Annotated in this window: 25 protein-coding genes; 9 read left to right on the plus strand and 16 right to left on the minus strand. The window is 51.0% G+C overall.

Annotated elements, in window-relative coordinates; all coding sequences use genetic code 11:
* Positions 1-130 precede the first annotated feature (130 nt).
* The 4 genes from AM379_RS21055 to yciA all read left to right on the plus strand — a co-directional run bounded on the left by AM379_RS21055 (position 131) and on the right by yciA (position 2,396).
* Entirely contained in the window at positions 131-535 is a 405-nt protein-coding gene (locus AM379_RS21055) for a YkgJ family cysteine cluster protein (RefSeq protein ID WP_032678333.1), read from the plus strand.
* A 25-nt stretch (positions 536-560) separates the two neighbouring features.
* Positions 561-1,304: a YciC family protein gene (locus AM379_RS21060; RefSeq protein ID WP_020882388.1), complete on the plus strand. Its 744-nt coding sequence runs from the start codon at positions 561-563 to the stop codon at positions 1,302-1,304.
* Between the two features lie 52 nt (positions 1,305-1,356).
* Entirely contained in the window at positions 1,357-1,896 is a 540-nt protein-coding gene (locus tag AM379_RS21065) for a septation protein A (RefSeq protein ID WP_106504191.1), read from the plus strand.
* A 104-nt stretch (positions 1,897-2,000) separates the two neighbouring features.
* A complete protein-coding gene (yciA, locus tag AM379_RS21070) occupies positions 2,001-2,396 on the plus strand; it encodes an acyl-CoA thioester hydrolase YciA (protein ID WP_014170435.1) in 396 nt (131 codons plus the stop codon).
* A 38-nt stretch (positions 2,397-2,434) separates the two neighbouring features.
* Here the strand turns inward: yciA and tonB are convergent, their stop codons facing one another.
* Positions 2,435-3,157, minus strand: a complete 723-nt coding sequence (gene tonB, locus AM379_RS21075) for a TonB system transport protein TonB (RefSeq protein WP_025203933.1) — start codon at positions 3,155-3,157, stop codon at positions 2,435-2,437.
* 221 nt (positions 3,158-3,378) lie between these two features.
* Between tonB and AM379_RS21080 the strand changes: the two genes are divergently transcribed.
* The gene (locus tag AM379_RS21080) at positions 3,379-3,675 is read left to right on the plus strand and encodes a YciI family protein (RefSeq protein ID WP_106504192.1); all 297 of its coding nucleotides are present in this window, start codon (positions 3,379-3,381) and stop codon (positions 3,673-3,675) included.
* Positions 3,676-3,710: 35 nt separating this feature from the next.
* Here AM379_RS21080 and leuE read toward each other — a convergent pair whose 3' ends face one another.
* From leuE to AM379_RS24140, 4 genes are all read right to left on the minus strand, one after another.
* On the minus strand, positions 3,711-4,346 hold the full coding sequence (gene leuE, locus AM379_RS21085; protein ID WP_020882385.1) for a leucine efflux protein LeuE: 636 nt from the start codon (positions 4,344-4,346) through the stop codon (positions 3,711-3,713).
* Between the two features lie 67 nt (positions 4,347-4,413).
* A complete protein-coding gene (locus AM379_RS21090; protein WP_106504193.1) occupies positions 4,414-4,824 on the minus strand; it encodes an Exc2 family lipoprotein in 411 nt (136 codons plus the stop codon).
* Positions 4,825-4,836: 12 nt separating this feature from the next.
* Positions 4,837-4,965 (minus strand): KPN_01571 family protein, encoded by a 129-nt coding sequence (locus tag AM379_RS24670; protein WP_014170440.1) that lies wholly within the window; start codon positions 4,963-4,965, stop codon positions 4,837-4,839.
* A gap of 116 nt (positions 4,966-5,081) precedes the next feature.
* Positions 5,082-5,255, minus strand: a complete 174-nt coding sequence (locus AM379_RS24140) for a YciY family protein (RefSeq protein ID WP_086463573.1) — start codon at positions 5,253-5,255, stop codon at positions 5,082-5,084.
* A 144-nt stretch (positions 5,256-5,399) separates the two neighbouring features.
* On the opposite strand from AM379_RS24140, the gene cls reads away from it, so the two are divergent.
* Together cls and AM379_RS21100 are read left to right on the plus strand one after the other, a co-directional pair.
* A complete protein-coding gene (cls, locus tag AM379_RS21095) occupies positions 5,400-6,860 on the plus strand; it encodes a cardiolipin synthase (protein WP_014170441.1) in 1,461 nt (486 codons plus the stop codon).
* A 33-nt stretch (positions 6,861-6,893) separates the two neighbouring features.
* Complete coding sequence (locus AM379_RS21100; protein WP_006810881.1) at positions 6,894-7,223, plus strand: HI1450 family dsDNA-mimic protein; 330 nt, start codon at positions 6,894-6,896, stop codon at positions 7,221-7,223.
* A 31-nt stretch (positions 7,224-7,254) separates the two neighbouring features.
* Here AM379_RS21100 and AM379_RS21105 read toward each other — a convergent pair whose 3' ends face one another.
* The 7 genes from AM379_RS21105 to AM379_RS21135 all read right to left on the minus strand — a co-directional run bounded on the left by AM379_RS21105 (position 7,255) and on the right by AM379_RS21135 (position 15,143).
* Positions 7,255-8,124, minus strand: coding sequence for an ion transporter (locus AM379_RS21105; RefSeq protein ID WP_181010271.1), 870 nt, complete (start codon positions 8,122-8,124; stop codon positions 7,255-7,257).
* A 14-nt stretch (positions 8,125-8,138) separates the two neighbouring features.
* A complete protein-coding gene (gene oppF, locus AM379_RS21110; RefSeq protein WP_014170444.1) occupies positions 8,139-9,143 on the minus strand; it encodes a murein tripeptide/oligopeptide ABC transporter ATP-binding protein OppF in 1,005 nt (334 codons plus the stop codon).
* Positions 9,140-10,153, minus strand: coding sequence for an ABC transporter ATP-binding protein (locus AM379_RS21115; protein WP_014170445.1), 1,014 nt, complete (start codon positions 10,151-10,153; stop codon positions 9,140-9,142). The genes oppF and AM379_RS21115 overlap by 4 nt, the downstream gene beginning before the upstream one ends.
* 11 nt (positions 10,154-10,164) lie before the next feature.
* Entirely contained in the window at positions 10,165-11,073 is a 909-nt protein-coding gene (oppC, locus tag AM379_RS21120) for an oligopeptide ABC transporter permease OppC (RefSeq protein ID WP_014170446.1), read from the minus strand.
* A 14-nt stretch (positions 11,074-11,087) separates the two neighbouring features.
* Complete coding sequence (gene oppB / locus AM379_RS21125) at positions 11,088-12,008, minus strand: oligopeptide ABC transporter permease OppB (protein ID WP_014170447.1); 921 nt, start codon at positions 12,006-12,008, stop codon at positions 11,088-11,090.
* Between the two features lie 83 nt (positions 12,009-12,091).
* Complete coding sequence (gene oppA, locus AM379_RS21130) at positions 12,092-13,723, minus strand: oligopeptide ABC transporter substrate-binding protein OppA (RefSeq protein WP_020882381.1); 1,632 nt, start codon at positions 13,721-13,723, stop codon at positions 12,092-12,094.
* A gap of 772 nt (positions 13,724-14,495) precedes the next feature.
* Complete coding sequence (locus tag AM379_RS21135; protein WP_014170449.1) at positions 14,496-15,143, minus strand: YchE family NAAT transporter; 648 nt, start codon at positions 15,141-15,143, stop codon at positions 14,496-14,498.
* Positions 15,144-15,622: 479 nt separating this feature from the next.
* Here AM379_RS21135 and adhE point away from each other — a divergent pair, with 479 nt between their 5' ends.
* Positions 15,623-18,301: a bifunctional acetaldehyde-CoA/alcohol dehydrogenase gene (adhE, locus tag AM379_RS21140; RefSeq protein ID WP_032678337.1), complete on the plus strand. Its 2,679-nt coding sequence runs from the start codon at positions 15,623-15,625 to the stop codon at positions 18,299-18,301.
* 65 nt (positions 18,302-18,366) lie between these two features.
* On the opposite strand, the gene tdk is transcribed toward adhE, so the two are convergent.
* Entirely contained in the window at positions 18,367-18,981 is a 615-nt protein-coding gene (gene tdk, locus AM379_RS21145) for a thymidine kinase (RefSeq protein ID WP_032669745.1), read from the minus strand.
* Positions 18,982-19,530: 549 nt separating this feature from the next.
* Here tdk and hns point away from each other — a divergent pair.
* Entirely contained in the window at positions 19,531-19,944 is a 414-nt protein-coding gene (gene hns, locus AM379_RS21150; protein ID WP_106504194.1) for a histone-like nucleoid-structuring protein H-NS, read from the plus strand.
* Between the two features lie 199 nt (positions 19,945-20,143).
* On the opposite strand, the gene galU is transcribed toward hns, so the two are convergent.
* The 3 genes from galU to rssA all read right to left on the minus strand — a co-directional run bounded on the left by galU (position 20,144) and on the right by rssA (position 23,260).
* On the minus strand, positions 20,144-21,052 hold the full coding sequence (gene galU / locus AM379_RS21155; protein ID WP_014170452.1) for a UTP--glucose-1-phosphate uridylyltransferase GalU: 909 nt from the start codon (positions 21,050-21,052) through the stop codon (positions 20,144-20,146).
* Between the two features lie 200 nt (positions 21,053-21,252).
* Positions 21,253-22,266, minus strand: coding sequence for a two-component system response regulator RssB (gene rssB / locus AM379_RS21160; protein WP_014170453.1), 1,014 nt, complete (start codon positions 22,264-22,266; stop codon positions 21,253-21,255).
* Positions 22,267-22,357: 91 nt separating this feature from the next.
* Complete coding sequence (gene rssA / locus AM379_RS21165; protein ID WP_032669742.1) at positions 22,358-23,260, minus strand: patatin-like phospholipase RssA; 903 nt, start codon at positions 23,258-23,260, stop codon at positions 22,358-22,360.
* Positions 23,261-23,364: the final 104 nt, after the last annotated feature.

Below are 23,364 nucleotides of genomic sequence, written 5' to 3' on the forward strand. Positions count from 1 at the left end.
GTCAGGTCAATTTCTGGCATTTCGGCGTTACAAAATTTTCTCTTTTCACCCTCTTGCTCTTCCTCTCGCGGCTGGATAATTTAGCGCTCTCACAAGTTGATTTGATGCGTTCTTCTTTTGCAGGTGTGCCATGAGTGATTTTAACCCGTGCATGACGTGCGGAGCCTGTTGTGCGTATTTTCGAGTCTCTTTCTACTGGGCCGAAGCCAGCGATGGCGGCGGTACCGTTCCGGTTCATCTCACTGAACCGTTAACGCCTTTTCTGCGCTGCATGAGCGGCACCAACCAAAAACCGTGCCGATGCGCTGCGCTTCAAGGTGAACCTGGGGTGTCCACCCGGTGCTCTATCTACGAGCACCGCCCCAGCCCGTGCCGGGAATTTTCCATGTCAGGTGAGGATGGGCAGGTCAATGAAGCCTGTAATCGTGCCCGTGCGCGCTTTGGATTACCGCCGCTTTACAAAGATATGCTTTTCCATACAAGCCTTGATGCTGCCACGACAGTGTTATCCGGTGTACAATTGCCGGCTAATTAACACCTGCAATACTCAAGGAGAGTGCATGTCTATCACGGCGAAGTCTGTCTACCGTGACACGGGAAACTTTTTCCGCAATCAGTTCTTAACCTTTTTACTGATCGCGTTGCTATGCGCCTTCATTACAGTGGTGCTTGGCCATGCGTTCTCGCCAAGTGACGAACAGATTGCCAGCCTGAGCCAGGGCGACAACCTTGCAGATAGCGTGGGGTTGTTTGAACTGGTACAAAACATGACGCCGGAGCAGCAACAAATCCTGCTGCGGGCTTCCGCTGCTTCGACATTCTCTGGTCTTATCGGCAATGCGATTCTGGCAGGTGGCGTTCTGCTGATGATTCAGCTGGTTTCCGCCGGTCAGCGTGTCAGCGCCCTGCGGGCGATTGGTGCCAGCGCGCCGGTATTACCGAAGCTGTTTATCCTCATCTTTTTAACCACCATGCTGGTGCAGATGGGGATTATGCTGGTCGTCGTGCCGGGTGTATTACTGGCTATCGTGCTCTCCTTCGCGCCGGTAATGGTCGTGCAGGATAAACTGGGGATCTTTACCGCGATGCGCAGCAGCATCCGGCTCGCTTGGGCAAATATACGCCTGGTGGCACCGGCTGTTATCGGCTGGCTGTTGGCGAAAACGCTCCTGCTGCTGTTTGCCCCGAATTTTGCGGTACTCACGCCAAATGTTGGCGCGGTGGTGGCAAATACGCTGAGCAACCTCATTTCAGCGGTACTGCTGGTCTATCTGTTCCGCCTGTATATGTTAATTCGTCAGTAATCCTGTGGCCGGGAACGTCAGCCCGGCCCTACACAGAAGATGGAATCACAGAATGAAGCAGTTTCTTGATTTTTTACCGCTCGTGGTCTTTTTCGCTTTCTACAAGCTGTATGACATTTATGCCGCCACGACTGCACTGATCGTGGCCACAGCGGTTGTGCTGATCTGCAGCTGGGTTCGCTACCGTAAAGTTGAAAAAATGGCGCTGGTGACCTTCGTCCTGGTCGCGGTGTTTGGTGGACTCACTCTGTTCTTCCACAACGATGAATTCATCAAATGGAAAGTCACGGTGATTTACGCTCTGTTTGCGGGTGCGTTACTGATTAGCCAGTGGGTGATGAAGAAGCCGCTGATCCAGCGCATGCTGGGCAAAGAGCTGACGCTGCCTCAGGAAGTGTGGTCTCGACTGAATATCGCCTGGGCGATCTTCTTTATTCTCTGTGGTCTTGCCAATATCTATATTGCTTTCTGGCTGCCGCAGAATATCTGGGTCAACTTCAAGGTCTTTGGCCTGACGGCTCTGACGCTCATCTTCACGCTGTTAAGTGGCGTTTATATCTATCGCCACATGCCACAGGACGACCAGCACTGATCGTTCACCGACCAGAACGTGTGCAGCAGGCGTTCTGGTCTATTCTCTCCAGCCTGAAATCATAGTAGCATCCCGCCTGAAGTCTTCAGTTACGAGTTAAAACAATGACAACAAATAACGCCCCTCAGGGCGAACTGGTTTTACGCACACTGGCAATGCCCGCTGACACCAATGCCAATGGCGATATTTTTGGCGGCTGGCTGATGTCGCAAATGGATATGGGCGGCGCTATTCTGGCAAAAGAGATTGCACATGGCCGGGTAGTGACGGTGAGAGTGGATGGCATGACCTTCCTGCGCCCGGTTGCAGTGGGTGATGTGGTTTGCTGTTACGCGCGTTGCGTAAAACGTGGCAATACCTCCATCTCCATTAACATCGAAGTGTGGGTGAAAAAGGTCTCGTCCGAACCCATTGGACAGCGTTATAAAGCGACAGAAGCGCTGTTTATTTATGTGGCCGTGGACAACGAAGGTAAACCCCGACCGCTTCCTCAGGCCTGATTGCCCGATAAAAAAAAGCCTCCTTGCGGAGGCTTTTTTTATTCCATCTGTGCCCCGCCATTCAGGCGGAAGACAATATTCACGATCAGTCCGTTGCCCGGTTTACCGGCTTCATAACGCCATCTGCGCATCGCCGTTTTCACTTCTCTCTCGAACATATTAGACGGCTGCGCGGACAGTATTTCCACGTTCTCAACACGCCCTTCCGGCGTAACATCGAATTTCACCCGTACACGGCCCTCAATACGTAATGCCTGAGCACGAGCCGGATACTGCGGCTGATTACGGCTGACCGCACGCGGTCCCGCGGGTGCGGTGACTGTCGGTTTGGCTGTCGTCGTGGTGTTATTCATCACCGGACGCGAAGGTGCTGCGTTTTCTACCGTCTGCGTGGCGCGGGGTTCAACCGGACGCGTTTCGCGTTTTGGACGTTCTTCTACCTTCTTCACCGGTTTTGGCTTCGGCTTAGGTTTCGGCTTCGGCTCGGGTTTGTGGATCACCACCGGAGCTTCTTTTGGCGGTTCCGGCACCGGTTCAGGTTCGGGTTCCGGTTCGGCGACGGGCTGCGGCGGCGGAGGCGCAACCTGCGGCGGTTCGAGATCCGCTGGCGATACCATCGTCACAGAAATAGGCTGTGCGGGCGCTGGCATTTCAACAACCTGATGAACCGAGGTATAAAGCAAACCCGCCACGACAGCACCGTGAATAACGACAGAAAGCAGCGTCGGCCAGGGAAAGCGGCGAGGTAAATCAAGGGTCATCGAAGTCATAATCATCAACGTTAAAAAACCGAACACTGATTTTAAATGCAAATAGCAATCATATTCAATAAGACACTTTGTCCTGGCGCAATTTAAGCGCAAGAGAGGCCAAAAAAGGCGCATTCAGATCAGGGTTTTAACATTGTTTTTATCTTTACATTGCAGTCAGTTGCCCTTTCACATAACGTTACTCACACTTTTAATGGTTAAGGAGCTTCACCGTGCTTTACGTGATTTACTCTGAAGATGTCGCTGATTCCCTCGAAAAACGCCAGTCCGTTCGCCCTGCCCATCTGGCGCGTTTACAACTGCTCCAGGATGAAGGTCGATTACTGACCGCGGGTCCAATGCCTGCGGTAGACAGCAATGACCCTGGCGCTGCCGGTTTCGCGGGCTCCACGGTGATCGCCGAGTTTGAATCCCTGGAAGCGGCTCAGGCCTGGGCTGATGCAGACCCGTACGTTGCCGCAGGTGTCTATGCGAAGGTGATGGTTCGCCCGTACAAGAAAGTGTTTTGATGCAAAAGTGGCTCCGAAAGGAGCCACTCATCTCTTCAGTGCAGTGACGCTAAGCGCGCCGCAAATCCGACAAACAGCAGCCCAATCAGCCCGTTCCCCAGCTTTGCCAGTTTCTTTTTGGTTTTCAGATAACGCGTGACAAACGCACCAGAGAAGATCAGGAAGCTCATATACATAAAGCTAATCAGCTCCAGCGTGGTCGCGAGGATCAGGAAAGACGTGCCCGTGTTTTTCGCATTCACATCGATGAACTGCACAAAGAACGAGACATAGAACAAAATAGCCTTTGGATTCGTCAGGCTCAGCACCAGCGAGCGTTTCATGATCATGCTCGCAGGCTCGGTTCCGCTCTCATGGGTATTCTTCTGACGGGTGATGACTGACCAGAGCATTTTGCCGCCGAGCCACAGGAGATAGAAAGCACCGAGGTAGCGCACAATATTAAACAGAACCGGGGTCGTCTGGATTAATGCTGCGACGCCCGCCCAGGCCAGAAACATCAGCACTGCATCGCCGATAAACACGCCAGTGGCGGCGAGATACCCTTTTTTAACACCGTGCCCAATACCGGTTTTCAGTACAAACAATGTGTTCGGTCCAGGCACCAGCACGATAAAAAATGCCCCTACCACATAGGTCCAGAAATTAAGTACACCAAACTCCGCAAACACCTCTCCCTCCTTTTGCTAAAAAACGACGGGAATATCGCTGCAAATACGATATCCCCAAAATCAGACGCTATTGTACGCCGTTATAGCCATCAAGATAAGTCGCAGCCAGTTCGTTACCAAATAAAACGGCGTCCTTCTCTTCCATTTGAGACGTCCATTTATCCGCGGTATTACCGTCGAAAGCATGCTCCGTTTTCGCCTGATTCTTCAGTTGATCGCGAATGCTTTGCGCGTACTGGTTTGCCTCAGACTGTGTGCGTCCTGCAGCGCGATCGGTTTTCCCCTGCTCATACAGCTCACGGAACTGAGGGACATTCAGACGATAATTTTGCGATACACTTGACGTAAAATTGCCGCCAGTAAAATTGGTTTTATGCGACACGAAATAATAAGCATGCCTTTCCGGTGACGTTTTACTGCTGGCACAACCGCTCAACACGGCAATCCCAAGAAGGGCAGCAACCACTTTTCCGTTCATCTCTTTTCCTTTTTAGTTTATCCAGTGCGATATCCCGCTGAGCAGTAAATTAATCAACGCGGATAATGACGATAATCCTGCGTTTTCCCTGATCGCATCCAGCGCAAGCAGCACAATAAATACCCAGAGATAAGGATTCATCTTTGAAATGCATAAGATTAAGAGGGCGGAGTATATCGCGGAATGAATCGGGGGAGAGACTGCGAAAAATGATAGCCTGAAAATCAGTGGGCACCTTAACGGTGCCCTGATGGTTCTCAGATAACCTGTGTAGCGAACAGCAACGCGTTACGGTGTCTGGTCATTCCACATTTTCTGATGGCGTGTATACGCATATTGCGGCGGGATTGTGCTTCCAGCCAACGAGCCTTGCGACGACTCACCTGTCGCAACATGCGCCAGCGCCCTACTTCTGTTCTACTGCGCTTCATGTTTACAACTCTTTCTCTAACAGAAACCCCATTATAAACCCAACCCCGCAGCAAACCAGCGCTTTTAACTGGCGTTTTTATTTGCCAGATGATTCCTGATGCGTACACTCATAACAATACGCTTTCAAAAGGATTTTTTTACCTATGACAACCTTCTACACCGTGGTGAGTTGGCTGGTCATTCTGGGATACTGGCTGTTAATCGCGGGTGTGACTTTGCGCATCCTGATGAAGCGCAGGGCCGTACCCTCTGCCATGGCCTGGCTGCTGATAATCTACATCCTGCCGCTGGTGGGGATTATTGCCTATCTCTCTTTCGGTGAGCTTCATCTGGGTAAACGCCGTGCCGAGCGTGCCCGCGCCATGTGGCCTTCAACCGCCAAATGGCTCAACGATCTCAAAGCCTGCAAACATATCTTTGCCGAGGAGAACAGCAGTGTTGCCTCCTCGCTGTTTAAGCTGTGCGAACTCCGTCAGGGTATTGGCGGCGTTAAGGGCAACCAGCTCCAGTTGCTGACCTCCTCGGATGACGTCATGCAGGCCCTCATCCGCGATATTCAACTGGCTCGCCATAATATCGAGATGGTGTTCTATATCTGGCAGCCTGGCGGCATGGCCGATCAGGTTGCAGAATCGCTGATGGCCGCTGCGCGTCGGGGCATTCATTGCCGACTGTTGCTGGATTCCGCTGGCAGCGTCGCCTTCTTCCGTAGTCCCTGGGCGGGCATGATGCGTAATGCCGGTATTGAAGTGGTTGAGGCGCTGAAGGTCAATCTCTTGCGTGTGTTTCTGCGCAGGATGGACCTTCGCCAGCACCGTAAAATGATCATGATCGACAACTATATTGCCTATACCGGCAGCATGAACATGGTTGACCCGCGGTTCTTCAAGCAGGACTCGGGTGTCGGGCAATGGGTAGACCTGATGGCGAGAATGGAGGGGCCCATTGCCACCTCGATGGGCATCGTTTATTCCTGCGACTGGGAGATAGAAACCGGGAAACGTATCCTGCCGCCACCACCGGATGGCAATATCATGCCGTTTGAAGAGGCCAGCGGGCACACCATCCATACTATCGCTTCCGGACCGGGCTTCCCGGAGGACCTGATCCATCAGGCGTTGCTGACGGCCACTTACGCAGCGCGTGAATATTTGATCATGACCACCCCCTACTTTGTTCCCAGCGATGACCTGCTGCACGCCATCTGTACCGCGGCACAACGCGGTGTCGATGTGAGTATCATCTTGCCACGCAAAAATGACTCGCTTCTGGTGGGCTGGGCCAGCCGGGCATTCTTCAGTGAACTGCTGGCTGCGGGGGTGAAAATCTACCAGTTTGAAGGCGGATTACTCCACACCAAGAGCGTGCTTGTCGACGGTGAGTTAAGTCTGGTGGGCACGGTTAACCTGGATATGCGCAGTCTGTGGCTGAACTTTGAAATCACACTGGTGATCGATGATGCCGGCTTTGGCGGCGATCTGGCCGCGGTCCAGGATGATTATATTTCCCGCTCGCGACTGCTGGATGCCAGACTGTGGGTTAAACGCCCGCTGTGGCAGAGAATTACCGAACGACTGTTTTACTTCTTTAGTCCGTTGCTGTAAAACGTGCCCAACGATGTTAAACAGGTAGTCATCATGGAAATGGATCTGAACAATCGCCTGACCGAAGACGAAACGCTCGAACAGGCCTATGACATTTTTCTCGAACTGGCGGTTGATAACCTCGATCCCGCAGACGTGATCCTCTTTAATCTCCAGTTTGAAGAGCGCGGGGGCGCCGAGTTGTTCGACCCTTCTGAAGACTGGGCTGAACATGTGGATTTCGACCTCAATCCTGACTTCTTTGCCGAAGTGGTGATTGGCCTGGCCGATGAAGATGGCGGTGAAATTAACGACATCTTCGCCCGCGTCCTGCTGTGTCGCGAGAAAGACCACAAGCTGTGTCATATTCTCTGGCGCGAATAATAAAAAAGGCTGCGATTGCAGCCTTTTTTATTTAATCCGGTAACTCACTTCCGCACTGATTACAAAACCGCGCGCTGTGTTCATGTTCACCCTGGTGACATTTCGAGCATTTTCGTTGCGCCTTACGGTTCTGAAAAGCACTGCTCATGTGCGTAGTAATGAGCCCTGTCGGGACCGCAATCACCGAATAACCAATCAGAATCAGTACCGAGGCGACAATCCGTCCCAGCGGAGTGTGAGGGGCTATATCACCATAGCCAACGGTTGTGACGGTCACAATCGCCCAATAAACAGAAGCATTCAGCGTTGAGAAGCCATTCTTCGGCCCTTCTATCAAATACATCAACGCGCCGAATATCACCATGACGATGGCAATAAATGAGTAGAACAGGATCAGTTGATGCCGCGCGCTGATGATGGCACTCCAGAATATCCGCAATGACGGCATAAGCCGCAGCAGTTTAAGAATGCGTAACACCCGAATAACGCGCATCGCTCGCCAGGCAAAAACATAGCTCAGACTGATTTCCGGCCATAGCCACATGACATAGAGCGGCAGGATCGTGGCTAAATCAATAAATCCCCAGAAGCTGAAGACATATTTGGCCGGGTCAGGCCAACAGAATACCCGCAGGAAATATTCAGCGGTAAAGACCAGCGTGATGACCAGCTCCAGCCAGACAAAGAGATGCCATTCTTCCAGCGTCAGGTGATACTGCGTTCCGACGCCCGATTCGATAAAAATGATCACCACGCTGAGCAGCGCAAACAGGGCGCAGAGGGCTTCAAAACGCCGCCCGGTTACCGTTTCAGGATCGAATAAAAGATGATAGAGCCGCCGACGGACGGAGGTGAATAATCGCGACACATTAACCTCGCAAATAATAAGGGCTGACATCATGTCAGCCCTTGCGATTATAACGGGTCTACTTTCAGGCAGGAAACCGCATGTCGGAAACTGCCCTCCAGAACCGGACGTGTTTTTGCACATTCCGGCCCGGCCATCGGGCATCGCGTACGGAATACACAACCGGACGGCGGGTTAATCGGGGACGGTAATTCACCTTCCAGAAGCTGGATGGTTTTATTTTTTTCCAGATCCGGATCGGGAATCGGTACCGCAGACATCAGTGCCCGAGTATATGGGTGCAGTGGGTTATGGTACACCTCATCGTAAGTCCCTAATTCCACCGCATGACCCAGATACATCACCAGTACGCGGTCAGAAATGTGTTTCACCACCGCGAGGTCATGCGCAATGAAGATCAGCGACAGCCCCATTTCACGCTGCAGTTTCTGCAGCAGGTTAACCACCTGCGCCTGAATAGAGACGTCCAGCGCCGAGACGGGCTCGTCACAGATAATCAGCTTCGGCTCAAGGATCAGTGCGCGGGCGATACCGATACGCTGGCACTGACCACCGGAGAATTCGTGCGGGTAACGGTTGACGAGGTTAGGCAACAAGCCCACTTTCATCATCATTGCCTTCACACGGTCGCGTACTTCCTGACGCGGCATCTTCGGATGATAGGTCCGCAGTGGCTCAGCAATGATCTCCCCGATGGTCATACGCGGGTTCAATGAGGCCAGCGGATCCTGGAAAATCATCTGGATGTCGCTACGCACATCGCGCCACTCGTCTGGCTTCATGCCCAGCAGATCTTTACCCAGCCAGGCAACTTTGCCGTCGGTGGCTTTCACGAGGCCTATGATGGCACGCGCAAACGTGGATTTACCGCAACCGGACTCACCCACCACCCCCAGGGTTTCCCCTTCATACAGACGAAGCGTTACGCCATCGACCGCTTTCAGGGTTTTCGGCGGCTGCCAGAACCACTGTTTTCCGTCTTTAATGTCGAAATGCACCTTAAGGTCAGCAATTTCGAGCAGGACATTTCTTTTTTCATCTAATGCGTTCATACCAGATCCTCCTGCGGCTTAAAGCAGGCGCGCAGACGGCCTGGTGCAAACTCTTCCAGCGGCGGCGCGGTATTGCAGATTTCCATCGCGTGCGGGCAGCGTGGCTGGAACGGACAGCCTTTCGGCAGACGCAGCAGGTTTGGCGGGTTGCCAGGAATGGTCAGCAGGGATTCCCCTTCTGCATCGAGGCGCGGCACCGCATTCAGCAGACCAATGGAGTAAGGGTGTGCAGGCTGGTAGAACACGTCGCGCGCCTTACCATATTCCATGGTGCGACCGGCATACATTACCAGTACCTTGTCACAGATACCGGCCACTACGCCCAGATCGTGAGTGATCATGATAATCGCGGTATTGAACTCACGCTTAAGCTCGTTCAGCAGCGTCATGATCTGTGCCTGAACAGTCACATCAAGCGCGGTAGTCGGTTCATCGGCAATCAGCAGTTTTGGCCGGCACATCAGCGCCATCGCAATCATGACACGCTGACGCATACCGCCGGAGAACTCATGCGGGAACATGCGCATACGCTTGCGCGCTTCCGGCATTTTCACCGCGTCGAGCATTTTGACGGACTCCTCAAAGGCTTCCGCTTTGCCCAGGCCTTTGTGCAGCATCAGCACTTCCATCAGCTGCTCGCCGACACGCATATACGGGTTCAGCGAGGTCATCGGGTCCTGGAATATCATCGAAATCTGCTCAGCGCGCAGCTTGTTCAGCTCGTATTCCGGCAGGTTGAGGATCTCACGCCCGTTGAATTTGGCGGAACCGCCAATGACACCGTTAGACGCCAGCAGCCCCATCAACGCAAAGGCGGTTTGGGATTTACCGGAACCCGACTCGCCCACGATCCCCAGCGTTTCACCCGCACGCAGGTTGAAGTTGAGATCGTTCACGGCGGTCACATCGCCATCCGGCGTTTTAAAGGTCACGCGGAGGTCTTTTACGTCCAGCAGAAGGTTACCCTGCTGTTGCGCCTGTGGCGCAGTGGCCGTTTCAATAATCGTCATGACGGCGCTCCTTAACGGTCTTTCGGGTCGAGGGCATCACGCAGGCCATCGCCGATAAAGTTGAAACAAAACAGGGTGACGACCAGGAAGCCCGCCGGGTACAGAAGCAACCACGGTGAGACTTCCATTGAGTTTGCACCATCACTCAGAAGCGCGCCCCAACTGCTCAGTGGCTCTTGTGTACCCAGCCCCAGGAAGCTCAGGAAAGATTCAAACAGGATCATGCTTGGTACCAGCAGCGAGGCATATACCACCACCACGCCGAGCACGTTAGGAACGATATGACGAACCACAATATTACCGGTGGAGACACCGCCCACCTGCGCCGCTTCGATAAACTCTTTACGCTTAAGACTCAGCGTCTGACCACGAACGATTCGCGCCATATCCAGCCAGGACACCATCCCGATTGCCACGAAGATCAACAGGATATTCTGGCCAAAGAAGGTCACCAGCAGGATAACGAAGAACATGAACGGGAAGGAGTTTAAGATTTCCAGCATACGCATCATGACGGAGTCCACTTTACCGCCAAGGTAGCCTGAGAGTGAGCCGTAAAGCGTACCCACGATCACCGCCACCAGGGCGGCAGCAATACCAACCATCAGCGAAATACGGCCACCGATAGCGACACGCACCAGCAGGTCGCGCCCTGAGGAATCCGTACCAAAATAGTGCCCGGACGTCATATCGGGTGCGCTGGACATCATGCCCCAGTCGGTGTCGAAATAGGTAAATTGCGACAGAATCGGCGCCAGGGTGACAAACAGCGCGATGAGCACCAGAACAACCAGGCTGGCGACCGCGGCGCGGTTATGCATAAAGCGACGACGGGCGTCTTGCCAGAGGCTACGACCTTCTACTTCCAGTTTTTCACTGAAGTTTTCCAGCGCCTCGCTGTTTTTCTTACTCAACATCATGGCGTGCTCCAGTATCAGTAACGGATTTTCGGGTCGATAACGGCATACAGCACATCGACAATAGCGTTAAACAAAATGGTCAGTGCGCCGACAAGGATTGTCAGGCTCAGTACCAGTGAATAGTCGCGGTTCAGCGCGCCATTAACGAACAGCTGACCAATGCCCGGCAGACCGTAAATGGTTTCGATAACCATTGAGCCGGTGATGATCCCAACGAATGCCGGCCCCAGGTAGGAGAGCACGGGCAGGAGCGCAGGCTTGAGTGCATGGCGGAATATAATCCGGCGCATCGGCAGCCCTTTCGCACGCGCGGTACGGATGAAGTTCGAGTGCAGGACTTCAATCATGGAACCGCGGGTGATACGCGCGATACTGGCGATATAGGCTAGGGAAAGTGCCACCATTGGCAAAATCATGAACTTCAGCGCCCCACCGTTCCAGCCGCCTCCGGGCAGCCATTTGAGCGTAATGGCAAATATCATCACCAGTAATGGCGCGACAACGAAGCTGGGTATAACCACCCCGGTCATCGCCACCCCCATTACGGTATAATCCCATTTGGTATTTTGTTTGAGCGCGGCAATAACGCCCGCGGTGACGCCGAGAACGACGGCAAGGATGAATGCTGCAGCACCCAGTTTCGCCGAGACAGGGAAGCTGGACGCCACCAGGTCGTTAACGGAATAGTCTTTGTATTTGAATGACGGCCCAAAATCACCGTGCGCCAGTTGCTTCAGATAGTTGAAGTACTGCGTGGAGATAGGGTCGTTTAAGTGATACTTCGCTTCGATATTGGCCATCACTTCCGGTGGCAGCGTACGTTCACCGGTAAATGGACTTCCCGGCGCGAGACGCATCATAAAGAAGGAAATCGTAATTAGAATAAATAACGTTGGTATCGCTTCTAAGCAGCGACGCAGGATAAATTTCAACATTGCCCGTACCTTCTGGCGTGTGCCTGATGAATGTTACAAAGTAGACACAGTGGGGCAAGCCAGGCCTGCCCCACGTATTGCCATTAATGCTTGATAATATAAAGATTCTTAACGGAAATATTATCCAACGGGTCTTTACCGGTATAACCCCCTACCCACGGTTTCACCAGGCGGGCGTTAACGTAGTAATAGACCGGTACAATTGCAGAGTCTTTATCGAGCTGCTCTTCTGATTTCGCGTACAGATCAGCGCGCTGCGCATCGTCTGTGACTTTCAGCGTATCAGTAATGATCTTATCGAATGCCGGGCTCTTATAGTGCGCGGTGTTATTCGAACTGTCACTCAGCATGGTGTTCAAGAAGGATGTTGGTTCGTTATAGTCCGCACACCAGCCGGCACGCGCCACGTCGAACGTCCCCTGATGGCGGGTATCCAGGAAGGTTTTCCACTCCTGGTTTTCCAGCTTCACGTTCACGCCCAGGTTTTTCTTCCAGATAGACGCGACGGCGATAGCCAGTTTTTTATGCAGGTCAGACGTGTTGTACAGCAGGTTAAACGTCAGCGGCTTGTCAGCGGTATAACCGGCTTCAGCCAGCAGTTTTTTCGCTTCTTCGTTACGTTTTTCCTGTGACCACTTGAACCACTCAGGCTCAACCAGTTTCATACCGTCGGTATAAGGAGGGGTATAGCTGTATGCCGGCAGGTCGCCCTGGTTTTTCACTTTGTTCACGATGATATCGCGATCCAGTGCCAGCTTCAGCGCTGTACGCACGCGCACATCGGTGAAAGGTGCTTTCTGGTTGTTGATTTCGTAGTAGTAAGTGCAGAGATACGGATCAACATGCACTTCTTTCGGGATCTCTTTTTTCAGCTTCTGGAACAGTTCAATCGGCATGTTGTTATAGGTCATGTCGATTTCGCCGCTGCGGTAACGGTTAACGTCAGTGACTTCAGAAGAAATTGGCAGGTAGGTTACCTGATTAATGACGGTTTTCGCGTTATCCCAGTACTGCGGGTTACGTTCCAGAACCATACGTTCGTTGACCACCCAGTCTTTCAGTTTATATGCACCGTTGGTCACGATATTGGCAGGCTGGGTCCATTTTTCACCAAATTTTTCCACCGCAGATTTTGGTACCGGGGAAACGGACGGGTGAACCAGTAATTTGTAGAAGTACGGAACAGGCTCGCTCAACGTCACTTCAAAGGTATTGGCATCAATCGCTTTCACACCCAGGTCGGTGACCGGTTTTTTACCGGCGATGATGTCATCAATATTGGCGATGTGGCCATATTGCAGGTAGCTCGCATACGGAGAGGCGGTGGTTGGATTCGCCAGACGCTGCCAGCTATACACGAAATCTTCGGCGGTAACCGGCGTACCGTCGGACCATTTCGCATCTTTACGCAGATGGAAGGTCCAGACTTTGAAATCTTTATTTTCCCATTTTTCCGCCACACCCGGTGCCGGGTGGCCGTCTACGTCGGTCACCAGCAAGCCTTCGAACAGGTCGCGGTTGACGTTAGACTCTGGAACACCTTCAATTTTGTGCGGGTCAAGAGACTGCACTTCCGCACCGTTGTTACGAACCAGCGTCTGTTTCTCAGCCAGTTGAACGCCTGCAGGAACGTCCGCAGCCATTGCAGCGTTGCCCGCGATTAGCGCAGTTAAAATCCCCGCCGCTACCAGATTTTTTTTTGTGATGATGGACATTGTGTTGGTACTCCACTCATTATAATTACTGGCCTTCGCCAGCTGTGTAATCCCCTGTTGGGGCCTGTACAGCGCAGGAGTTTTTTTTGCTGCTGTCAGGTTCTTCTTTTTACTTCTTGCTATCACCGACTTTTTTATTACTGACCGCTCGTATGGCCGTCTTGCGTCGATTCTTCACAGGTCTCCCCTGTCTGAGGCCTGCGCTGGATATCTGAGAAGAGGACTATATGAAAATAATTCTCATCTGCTTGTTTTATGCTGCAAAATATTAGGCCGGAAAGTATCAAATGGCGTAAACGCGCGCCAATACATTTTGCAAATTTGTTAAGCAATTCTCTTTTACGGTGAGTGCCGTATCTCGGGGGGCAGCCCTGCCTGACATCAAATACCGCATAAAAACATTGGTATTCAATATGATAGAGAAAAAATTCTCTACAAGCGCGTCGCTGCGCTATCATCGAGTGGTTTTGTACAAAAATTTAACAACTGATTATTATTTAGCACATTCCTCTAGGGGAACGTTGAAATTACTAATATCATTTCGGTTATGACTCAGCAAGCCCCAGAGTATCATGTGAGTAAAATAACAGATCGATTGAAGGTTTTATGTGCAGAGAGACACGAAACAAATTGATAACTTATTGAAATATAAGAAAAGCGGATTATTAGTAGAATTTATTATGATATGTGAGCATTTCAACTTTAATTATATGATTTGCTGATAATCACGTAAAAAAACGGAGCCGCAGGCCCCGTTCTTTCATTTGAAATATTAGTGCAGTAAGCCGGGGAAAATGCTTTTAATACCGGTGACAATAAATTCGATGCCTAACGCCATCAACAACAGGCCCATAATACGCGTAATGACGTTGATGCCCGTTTGCCCCAGCCAGCGCACCAGCCAGGGCGCCATGCGGAAAACACCCCAACAACACAGTGCGAAGATAGCGATGGCGACAGAAAAGCCAATCAGGTGCATCAGGCTATGGTAACGTGTCCCCCAGACAATGGTGGAACTGATCGCCCCAGGCCCTGCCATTAAAGGCAACGCAAGCGGGACCACGCCGATACTTTCGCGAATGGCGGTTTCTGATTTCTCCTGTTTGTTCTGCTTATCCTCACCCAGCTTACCGCTGATCATCGACATGGCAATGGTCACCACCAGGATGCCACCCGCGATGCGGAAAGAATCAATTGAAATGCCGAACAGCTGGAGAATGGCATCACCCAGGAAAAGCGAGGTGAGCAAGATAATGGCCACTGACAGGTTAGCGGTGAGGTTGGTTTTGTTCCTGGCCGCCGCCGTCTGGTAACTGGTCATACTAATGAAGACAGGGATGATCCCTACCGGGTTGACCAGGGCAAACAGACCAATAAAAAATTTAAAATACGTTGGAAAATCAAAGAGCGTTTGGATCACGTTTTGCTCCGCTTATGCACATGCCCGGGACTGACACTTTGTCATGAAAAATCGCGCTGAAGATACGCTTTTTATGAGCATACTTCACCAGAAATCTGTGCCTAAACGTTATCCTTTCAGGATGTTAAACAGATGTAGAATCAGTGATAGCATCACTTCCAATAGTTACTTAATTATTTAACACTGGAAATATCTACAATAAATAACCCTGCTGAAAGGTATCAGCTTGGGGAAAAATTGACGCAGATCATGATTTTCGTACTCAGAAGTGAGTAATCTTGATTACGCCCCCCAGGAAGGTCACCTGTCACAAAGGGATGATGTTAAGGTAAGGCTCTTTTAGTAAGTTAGCGCGCCAGAGCATAAAGTAACTCTTTGTTTTACTTTATCTAACGCAAGTCGTAGTGGCTCTGTCTATACTGTCAGACGTATCGAGCGCTGGTTTACTAAAAGAGTTTAAACATTATCAGGAGAGCATTATGGCTGTTACTAATATCGCTGAACTGAACGCACTCGTCGAGCGCGTGAAAAAAGCCCAGCGTGAATACGCCAATTTCACCCAAGAACAGGTTGATAAAATCTTCCGCGCGGCCGCTCTGGCTGCTGCAGATGCTCGAATCCCTCTCGCTAAAATGGCCGTTGCTGAATCCGGCATGGGTATCGTTGAAGATAAAGTGATCAAAAACCACTTTGCTTCAGAGTATATCTATAACGCCTATAAAGATGAGAAGACTTGCGGCGTCCTGGCTGAAGATCATACCTTCGGTACCATCACCATTGCTGAACCTATCGGTATTATTTGCGGTATCGTTCCAACGACTAACCCAACGTCTACCGCCATCTTCAAATCGCTGATCAGTCTGAAGACCCGTAACGCAATCATCTTCTCCCCTCACCCACGTGCTAAAGATGCCACCAACAAAGCAGCGGATATCGTGCTGCAGGCTGCTATCGCTGCGGGTGCGCCAAAAGATCTGATCGGCTGGATCGACCAACCGTCTGTTGAACTGTCTAACGCCCTGATGCACCACCCGGACATTAACCTGATCCTGGCAACCGGTGGTCCTGGCATGGTTAAAGCAGCATACAGCTCCGGTAAACCGGCTATCGGTGTAGGTGCGGGTAACACGCCTGTTGTTATCGACGAAACGGCCGATATTAAACGTGCTGTTGCATCTGTACTGATGTCTAAAACCTTCGACAACGGTGTTATCTGTGCGTCTGAACAGTCCGTTGTTGTTGTTGATTCCGTTTATGATGCTGTTCGCGAACGTTTCGCCAGCCACGGCGGCTACATGCTGCAGGGCAAAGAGCTGAAAGCCGTTCAGGATATCATTCTGAAAAACGGCGCGCTGAACGCCGCCATCGTTGGTCAGCCAGCCTATAAAATCGCTGAACTCGCCGGCTTTACCGTTCCGGCAACCACCAAGATTCTGATCGGCGAAGTTAAAGTTGTCGACGAAAGCGAACCTTTCGCTCACGAAAAACTCTCTCCTACGCTTGCTATGTACCGTGCGAAAGATTTCGAAGACGCGGTAGTAAAAGCGGAGAAACTGGTTGCAATGGGGGGTATCGGTCATACCTCTTGCCTGTACACCGACCAGGATAACCAGCCAGAGCGCGTTGCTCACTTCGGTCAGATGATGAAAACTGCGCGCATCCTGATTAACACCCCGGCTTCTCAGGGTGGTATCGGTGACCTGTACAACTTCAAACTCGCACCTTCCCTGACTCTGGGTTGTGGTTCCTGGGGTGGTAACTCCATCTCTGAAAACGTTGGTCCAAAACACCTGATCAACAAGAAAACCGTTGCTAAGCGAGCTGAAAACATGTTGTGGCACAAACTTCCGAAATCTATCTACTTCCGCCGTGGCTCTCTGCCAATCGCGCTGGATGAAGTGATTACTGATGGCCACAAACGTGCGCTCATCGTGACTGACCGTTTCCTGTTCAACAACGGCTACGCAGATCAGATCACTTCTGTTCTGAAAGCGGCTGGCGTTGAAACTGAAGTGTTCTTTGAAGTTGAAGCTGACCCAACCCTGACCGTAGTGCGTAAAGGTGCTGAACTGGCGAACTCCTTCAAACCCGATGTGATCATCGCACTGGGTGGTGGTTCCCCAATGGACGCCGCGAAAATCATGTGGGTTATGTACGAGCACCCAGAAACACACTTCGAAGAACTGGCGCTGCGCTTTATGGACATCCGTAAACGTATCTACAAATTCCCGAAAATGGGCGTAAAAGCGAAAATGATCGCCGTTACTACCACTTCCGGTACAGGTTCAGAAGTCACGCCGTTTGCCGTTGTAACCGACGATGCAACCGGTCAGAAATACCCACTGGCTGACTACGCGCTGACGCCAGATATGGCTATCGTTGATGCCAACCTGGTCATGGAAATGCCGAAATCACTCTGTGCGTTCGGTGGTCTGGATGCAGTGACTCACGCCCTGGAAGCTTACGTTTCCGTACTGGCTTCTGAGTTCTCTGACGGTCAGGCTCTGCAGGCTCTGAAACTGCTGAAAGAAAACCTGCCAGCGTCTTATAATGAAGGGTCTAAAAACCCGGTTGCCCGTGAACGTGTTCACAGTGCAGCAACCATCGCCGGTATCGCGTTTGCTAACGCCTTCCTGGGTGTTTGCCACTCAATGGCACACAAACTGGGTTCACAGTTCCACATTCCTCACGGTCTGGCGAACGCCCTGTTGATCAGCAACGTTATCCGTTATAACGCGAACGACAACCCAACCAAGCAGACTGCTTTCAGCCAGTACGACCGTCCACAGGCACGTCGTCGTTACGCTGAAATCGCAGACCACCTGGGTCTGAGCGCACCGGGCGACCGTACTGCGGCGAAGATTGAGAAACTGCTGGCATGGCTGGAAAGTCTTAAAGCTGAGCTGGGTATTCCTAAATCTATCCGTGAAGCGGGCGTTCAGGAAGCTGACTTCCTCGCGCATGTTGATAAGCTGTCTGAAGATGCATTCGATGACCAGTGTACCGGTGCTAACCCGCGCTACCCGCTGATCTCTGAGCTGAAACAGATCCTGCTGGATACCTTCTACGGCCGCGAGTTCAAAGAAAATGACACTGTTGCTGTGAAAGTAGACTCACCTGTCATTAAAGCTGACAAGAAAGCGAAGAAAAACGCGTAACTGACAGCCTGATAAAAAACCCGCCTCTGGCGGGTTTTTTTATGTCTGCATTTTACTGTGAAGGATTATTTGCGGTTGTCAGGCTGAAGCGCCGTCAGTGAGCCGACAATCAACGCTTCCTTATAATGCTTACGGCACACTGATACGTAGCGTTCATTGCCACCTATCACTACCTGCTCGCCATCAGCATAGGGTTTTCCGGCCTGGTCGAGGCGAAGCACCATGCTGGCTTTACGGCCGCAAAAACAGATGGTTTTAAGTTCAACGAGTTTATCCGACCACGCAAGTAAATACTGGCTGCCGGCAAATAGCTCACCACGAAAGTCAGTGCGCAACCCATAGCACAGAACGGGAATATCAAGCTCATCGACAACCTCTGAAAGCGCATGAACTTGCTCACGCGTCAGAAACTGGCTTTCATCAACCAGAACACAATGGATAGGTTGTGAAGCATGCGCTGCACGGATATCCTCCAGCAGGTCAGTTTGCGGGTTAAACAGCCTTGCAGGCGATGAGAGGCCTATTCTGGAACTCACCTTCCCTGCACCAAAGCGGTCGTCAATTTCAGCCGTATAAACAACGGTACGCATCCCACGTTCCTGGTAATTGTATGAGGATTGCAGTAGCGCTGTCGATTTCCCGGCATTCATTGCCGAATAGTAGAAATAAAGTTGTGCCATTGGCCGTAAAACCCTAATCAATGTGTAATATTACCGATGATTCATTGTACCATATTTTGTCTGGTTATCAGCGATACGACGCACAGACTATGCGGTTCAGCGCGAGGTTTACCGCCGGCATTTTGCAAAAATAATGCGTTAAAACATGAAGTAAACGCATCCAGCCCAGCCAATATGTTATAGGGTCAGCCAAACATAACACTTCATTTTATAGTGGAATCATCGTTCATTAAAATTCACTATTTATTAACTATTTCTGCCTTAACATACCCGGTGTAAACTAATACAAAAGGCTGATATTTATCCGCCGCAACTATAATTCCTGAGGCAAATGTCACAAAAAAAAGATGCAATCGACTGCGTTAAGCCACTTTACGTGATAACAAGCGAGACTGGCGGATTATGAAATTTAAGTTAGCGTAATTAATAATAGCGCCAATATTCACTATTTTTTGAATTCCTTACATTCCCAGCTATTGCACAACTGAATTTATCGCTCTATTATTAGGACAACAAACCACCCCCCATTATAAGTTTGAGATTACTACAATGAGCGAAGCACTTAAAATTCTGAACAACATCCGTACTCTTCGTGCGCAGGCAAGAGAATGTACCCTCGAAACGCTTGAAGAAATGCTGGAAAAATTAGAAGTTGTAGTTAATGAACGTCGCGAAGAAGAAAGCGCTGCTGCTGCTGAAATCGAAGAGCGTACTCGTAAACTGCAGCAATATCGTGAAATGCTGATTGCTGATGGTATCGATCCAAATGAATTGCTGAACAGCATGGCTGCAGCTAAAACCGGTACCAAAGCAAAACGCGCTGCTCGTCCTGCTAAATATTGCTATGTTGACGAGAACGGCGAAACTAAAACCTGGACCGGCCAGGGTCGTACTCCCGCTGTTATCAAGAAAGCAATGGACGAGCAAGGTAAACAGCTGGATGACTTCCTGATCAAGGATTAATCATCTCGCTTCCAGAAAAATCCCGCGTAATGCGGGATTTTTTTACCCGCAATTTACCGCAAACATCCCCTTACACTCTGTCATAAAGCGTTATTTGGCTATTTAGCTTGCCTTACAATCGGACGTGATGACGGCGTGTTATGGGCATAAAAAAACCGGTGGGCAGAGCCTCACCGGTTCAGATCAAATGAAGCCTGAGTTATTTCTTAATACCCGCGCTCTCTTTGAGCCAGGCTTTAAATTCTTCACCGAGCGTATTGTGGCGAATGCCATATTCTACAAACGCCTGCATATAACCGAGCTTATTACCGCAGTCATGGCTCTTACCTTTCATATGGTAAGCTTCAACGGTCTCTTTCTCGATCAGCATATCAATGGCATCGGTAAGCTGGATTTCATCACCCGCTCCTGGAGGCGTTTTCGCCAGCAGAGGCCAGATTTCAGCACTCAGGACATAACGACCTACAACCGCCAGATTAGAAGGCGCTACGTCGGCTTTAGGCTTCTCAACCACGCCAATCATCGGCACGCTCTCACCCGGTTCAAGGTTAACGCCTTTGCAGTCAACAACACCGTAAGCGGTAACGTCATCCACAGGTTCAACCATGATCTGGCTGCTGCCTGTTTCATCGAAGCGTTTGATCATCTCAGCCAGATTGTCCTGAGAAAGATCTGATTCATATTCGTCCAGAATAACGTCAGGCAGGATCACCGCAACAGGCTCATCGCCTACAACGGGATGCGCACACATGACTGCGTGGCCCAGACCTTTAGCCAGACCCTGACGCACCTGCATAATGGTGACGTGTGGCGGGCAAATAGACTGAACTTCTTCCAGCAGCTGGCGCTTAACACGTTTTTCCAGCATGGCTTCGAGTTCAAAACTTGTATCGAAATGGTTTTCGATAGAGTTTTTTGATGAATGTGTAACCAGCACAATTTCAGTAATGCCGGCCGCGATACATTCGTTAACGACATACTGAATTAATGGCTTATCAACCAGAGGCAGCATCTCTTTAGGAATCGCCTTAGTTGCTGGTAACATCCTGGTCCCCAATCCCGCTACCGGGATGACGGCCTTTCTGACTTTCGAATTTAGGGCAGCCATTCAAATTCTCCTGAGCTGTTCAAGTTTTGAACTTTTATGCAATAAATAACGCGTTAAGTATATCAGCCTCATCCCGCAGTCCGGGTCTGAAAAGAACGCGTTGCCGATCAATTAGGACAAATACGCATGATTCCGGGCAGCGATAGTAGCACTCCCCGTAAATCACAGGTAAAGCAATCTTAAAATTAAGATCCAACTGCTTATTCCGTGGACAACATTAAGCGTAGCCGTCCCCCGGCACCCCAAATTTGGCACTGCCAGGAGGAACAGCGATGGCTAATTTGATTAAGATAAGCCGTACCCAATGTTCCAAGCGGGACACCGTTACTGACCTGAATATGATGTTCCCCGGTATTCAGCGAGGCATTAAGCCCCGCGGAAACGAGGATAAGATTTTTCAAACCGCTGTGGTAATAACCTACCAACAGCGGAAACTGTCCGGGTAAATTGGCCTGACGGAAAAGCTGGTTTACCTGTTTGAGTAAACTGCCTAACTCGGGAAGCCGCTGTCCCTGATGGGAGAGTTGTTCCTGCAGCAACCCGTTAAATAGCGCGCGAAGTAATAAAGCGGCTAATACACCATTATCCCCTGCCCGGGTGACATCAAGACAATAAAATGCAAGGTCTGAATCCGATAATGGCGCAATATCGAGCACCAGCCCTGGCTGGTCAGCGGCCACCAGCTGGCGATAATTCACACGACAGTGAGAAATATTTTGTTGCACCGGCGGTTGAAGTTCTTGCAACAGTTTCGCCGCCGCAGGGGGATTACTCACTAAGGCGTCCCAGTCCTGGAAAAGGCGTTCCTCTTCCTCAACCCGGGAATTAAACATATTGGGATAAAGACAGGCTAAGACGGTTTCACGAAGCCGGTTAAGATCTTTAACCGGTTTAAGCAGAATATCCTGAACCCCCAGACGCAAGGCTTTGGCTATATCCGCCATGTTCTCTGTGGCGGAAATCACCAGTATCGGCATCTGGTTGGCTTCATTGCGCAGATGTTCGACCAGCTTCAGTCCATTCATCCGTGGCATCTCAAGGTCACAAATCATCAGATCAGGCGTGATATTGACCATTTTTTCCAGCGCGTCGATGCCATCGTCAGCCAGTGAAGTGTTTGCCCCCAGTGATGATAACCACGAATCCAGTAGCGATCGGAAAACGGGCTCGTCTTCAACAATCAAAATGTGTTTTCCGGCCAATGGCTTCGTCATGGTTCCTCCCCTGGCTGACAGTAACTACATAGTGGCATGCTATCGGCACTGTCGCCTGTCAGATTTTGCTGAAGTAGTCAAAAAAAGGTGCTTAACGTGCTGTTCGCACAAAAGGCAGCAACTCATCTATTTTCTTTTCGACGGCTAACGAGCCCGCTGCGATGGCGGCCTCAGCCCGATGGAAATCAAGGGTAGAAATTTGCGGACAATACGGCTGAAGCAGAATATCCGGCGGGTCGCCAGCCATGCGGTTGCGCTTGAGGCGGTTCTCCAGGACCTGGATTGAGGTCGTCATAATTTCAATCGCCGTGGGTGCAGTTACCGCACGCCGGGCGGCCATGCGCCCGAGACGTCCGCGCAGACGCTCATGCCAGGCCAGTTTTTCGCCCTCGGCATCTTCACTCTGAAGATTGACTGGCATCAGGTCTTGTTGCATCAGATGAGCGTCGTGCTGTAAATCCACGGCAATAACGATATCGGCACCCATAGCGCGGGTCAGGGAAATGGGGACCGGGTTAACAACGCCTCCGTCGACAAGCCAGTAACCGTTGTGCGGAACAGGGGCCATTAAGCCCGGCATGCTGCAGGACGCGCGAACGGCAAGATGGATATCCCCTTCGGTAAGCCAGAGTTCGCGGCCGGTACTGAGGTTCGTCGCAACGGCACCGAAGGGTAACTGACAATGACTGAAGTCATCGAGAGGCATAATCTGACGGAACTGGTTAAAGACCCGTTCACCGCGCAGCAACCCACCGCGCTGCCACGAGAGATCCATCAGGCGCAATACGTCCCAGTAACTGAAGGAGCGTACCCAGGTTTCAAGTTCCGGAAGCTTTCCGCACGCGTATGCGGACCCCACAAGCGATCCGATTGAACACCCTGCAACAATATCAACGTCAATGCCCATCTGCTTTAAGGCATTTATCACGCCGATGTGCGACCATCCCCGGGCTGCACCTGAGCCCAGCGCCAGTCCAATTTTAACCTTTCTCATTAGCCCTGTTTTACGTCCCCTGGATTCCTGACATAGCATCAACGCAACTGCTCAGTTAACATGGTGCTACCCGAAGCGTTTAACGCCCTTATTTTTTGTTCCAG

It is taken from the genome of Enterobacter cloacae complex sp. FDA-CDC-AR_0132 (assembly GCF_003010695.1).
Lineage (GTDB): Bacteria > Pseudomonadota > Gammaproteobacteria > Enterobacterales > Enterobacteriaceae > Enterobacter > Enterobacter ludwigii.

What these genes read in the sequence shown, in the direction of transcription:
- AM379_RS21065 (WP_106504191.1), top strand. Translation starts at nt 1,357, where the DNA reads ATGAAGCAGTTTCTTGATTTTTTACCGCTCGTGGTCTTTTTCGCTTTC.
- AM379_RS21115 (WP_014170445.1), bottom strand. Translation starts at nt 10,153, where the DNA reads ATGACGATTATTGAAACGGCCACTGCGCCACAGGCGCAACAGCAGGGT.
- oppB (WP_014170447.1), bottom strand. Translation starts at nt 12,008, where the DNA reads ATGTTGAAATTTATCCTGCGTCGCTGCTTAGAAGCGATACCAACGTTA.
- AM379_RS21055 (WP_032678333.1), top strand. Translation starts at nt 131, where the DNA reads ATGAGTGATTTTAACCCGTGCATGACGTGCGGAGCCTGTTGTGCGTAT.
- AM379_RS21090 (WP_106504193.1), bottom strand. Translation starts at nt 4,824, where the DNA reads ATGAACGGAAAAGTGGTTGCTGCCCTTCTTGGGATTGCCGTGTTGAGC.
- tdk (WP_032669745.1), bottom strand. Translation starts at nt 18,981, where the DNA reads ATGGCACAACTTTATTTCTACTATTCGGCAATGAATGCCGGGAAATCG.
- AM379_RS21105 (WP_181010271.1), bottom strand. Translation starts at nt 8,124, where the DNA reads ATGATGTCAGCCCTTATTATTTGCGAGGTTAATGTGTCGCGATTATTC.
- galU (WP_014170452.1), bottom strand. Translation starts at nt 21,052, where the DNA reads ATGGCTGCCCTAAATTCGAAAGTCAGAAAGGCCGTCATCCCGGTAGCG.
- cls (WP_014170441.1), top strand. Translation starts at nt 5,400, where the DNA reads ATGACAACCTTCTACACCGTGGTGAGTTGGCTGGTCATTCTGGGATAC.
- rssB (WP_014170453.1), bottom strand. Translation starts at nt 22,266, where the DNA reads ATGACGAAGCCATTGGCCGGAAAACACATTTTGATTGTTGAAGACGAG.
- yciA (WP_014170435.1), top strand. Translation starts at nt 2,001, where the DNA reads ATGACAACAAATAACGCCCCTCAGGGCGAACTGGTTTTACGCACACTG.
- hns (WP_106504194.1), top strand. Translation starts at nt 19,531, where the DNA reads ATGAGCGAAGCACTTAAAATTCTGAACAACATCCGTACTCTTCGTGCG.
- adhE (WP_032678337.1), top strand. Translation starts at nt 15,623, where the DNA reads ATGGCTGTTACTAATATCGCTGAACTGAACGCACTCGTCGAGCGCGTG.
- oppF (WP_014170444.1), bottom strand. Translation starts at nt 9,143, where the DNA reads ATGAACGCATTAGATGAAAAAAGAAATGTCCTGCTCGAAATTGCTGAC.
- tonB (WP_025203933.1), bottom strand. Translation starts at nt 3,157, where the DNA reads ATGACCCTTGATTTACCTCGCCGCTTTCCCTGGCCGACGCTGCTTTCT.
- AM379_RS21100 (WP_006810881.1), top strand. Translation starts at nt 6,894, where the DNA reads ATGGAAATGGATCTGAACAATCGCCTGACCGAAGACGAAACGCTCGAA.
- AM379_RS24670 (WP_014170440.1), bottom strand. Translation starts at nt 4,965, where the DNA reads ATGAATCCTTATCTCTGGGTATTTATTGTGCTGCTTGCGCTGGATGCG.
- rssA (WP_032669742.1), bottom strand. Translation starts at nt 23,260, where the DNA reads ATGAGAAAGGTTAAAATTGGACTGGCGCTGGGCTCAGGTGCAGCCCGG.
- AM379_RS24140 (WP_086463573.1), bottom strand. Translation starts at nt 5,255, where the DNA reads ATGAAGCGCAGTAGAACAGAAGTAGGGCGCTGGCGCATGTTGCGACAG.
- AM379_RS21060 (WP_020882388.1), top strand. Translation starts at nt 561, where the DNA reads ATGTCTATCACGGCGAAGTCTGTCTACCGTGACACGGGAAACTTTTTC.
- oppC (WP_014170446.1), bottom strand. Translation starts at nt 11,073, where the DNA reads ATGATGTTGAGTAAGAAAAACAGCGAGGCGCTGGAAAACTTCAGTGAA.
- oppA (WP_020882381.1), bottom strand. Translation starts at nt 13,723, where the DNA reads ATGTCCATCATCACAAAAAAAAATCTGGTAGCGGCGGGGATTTTAACT.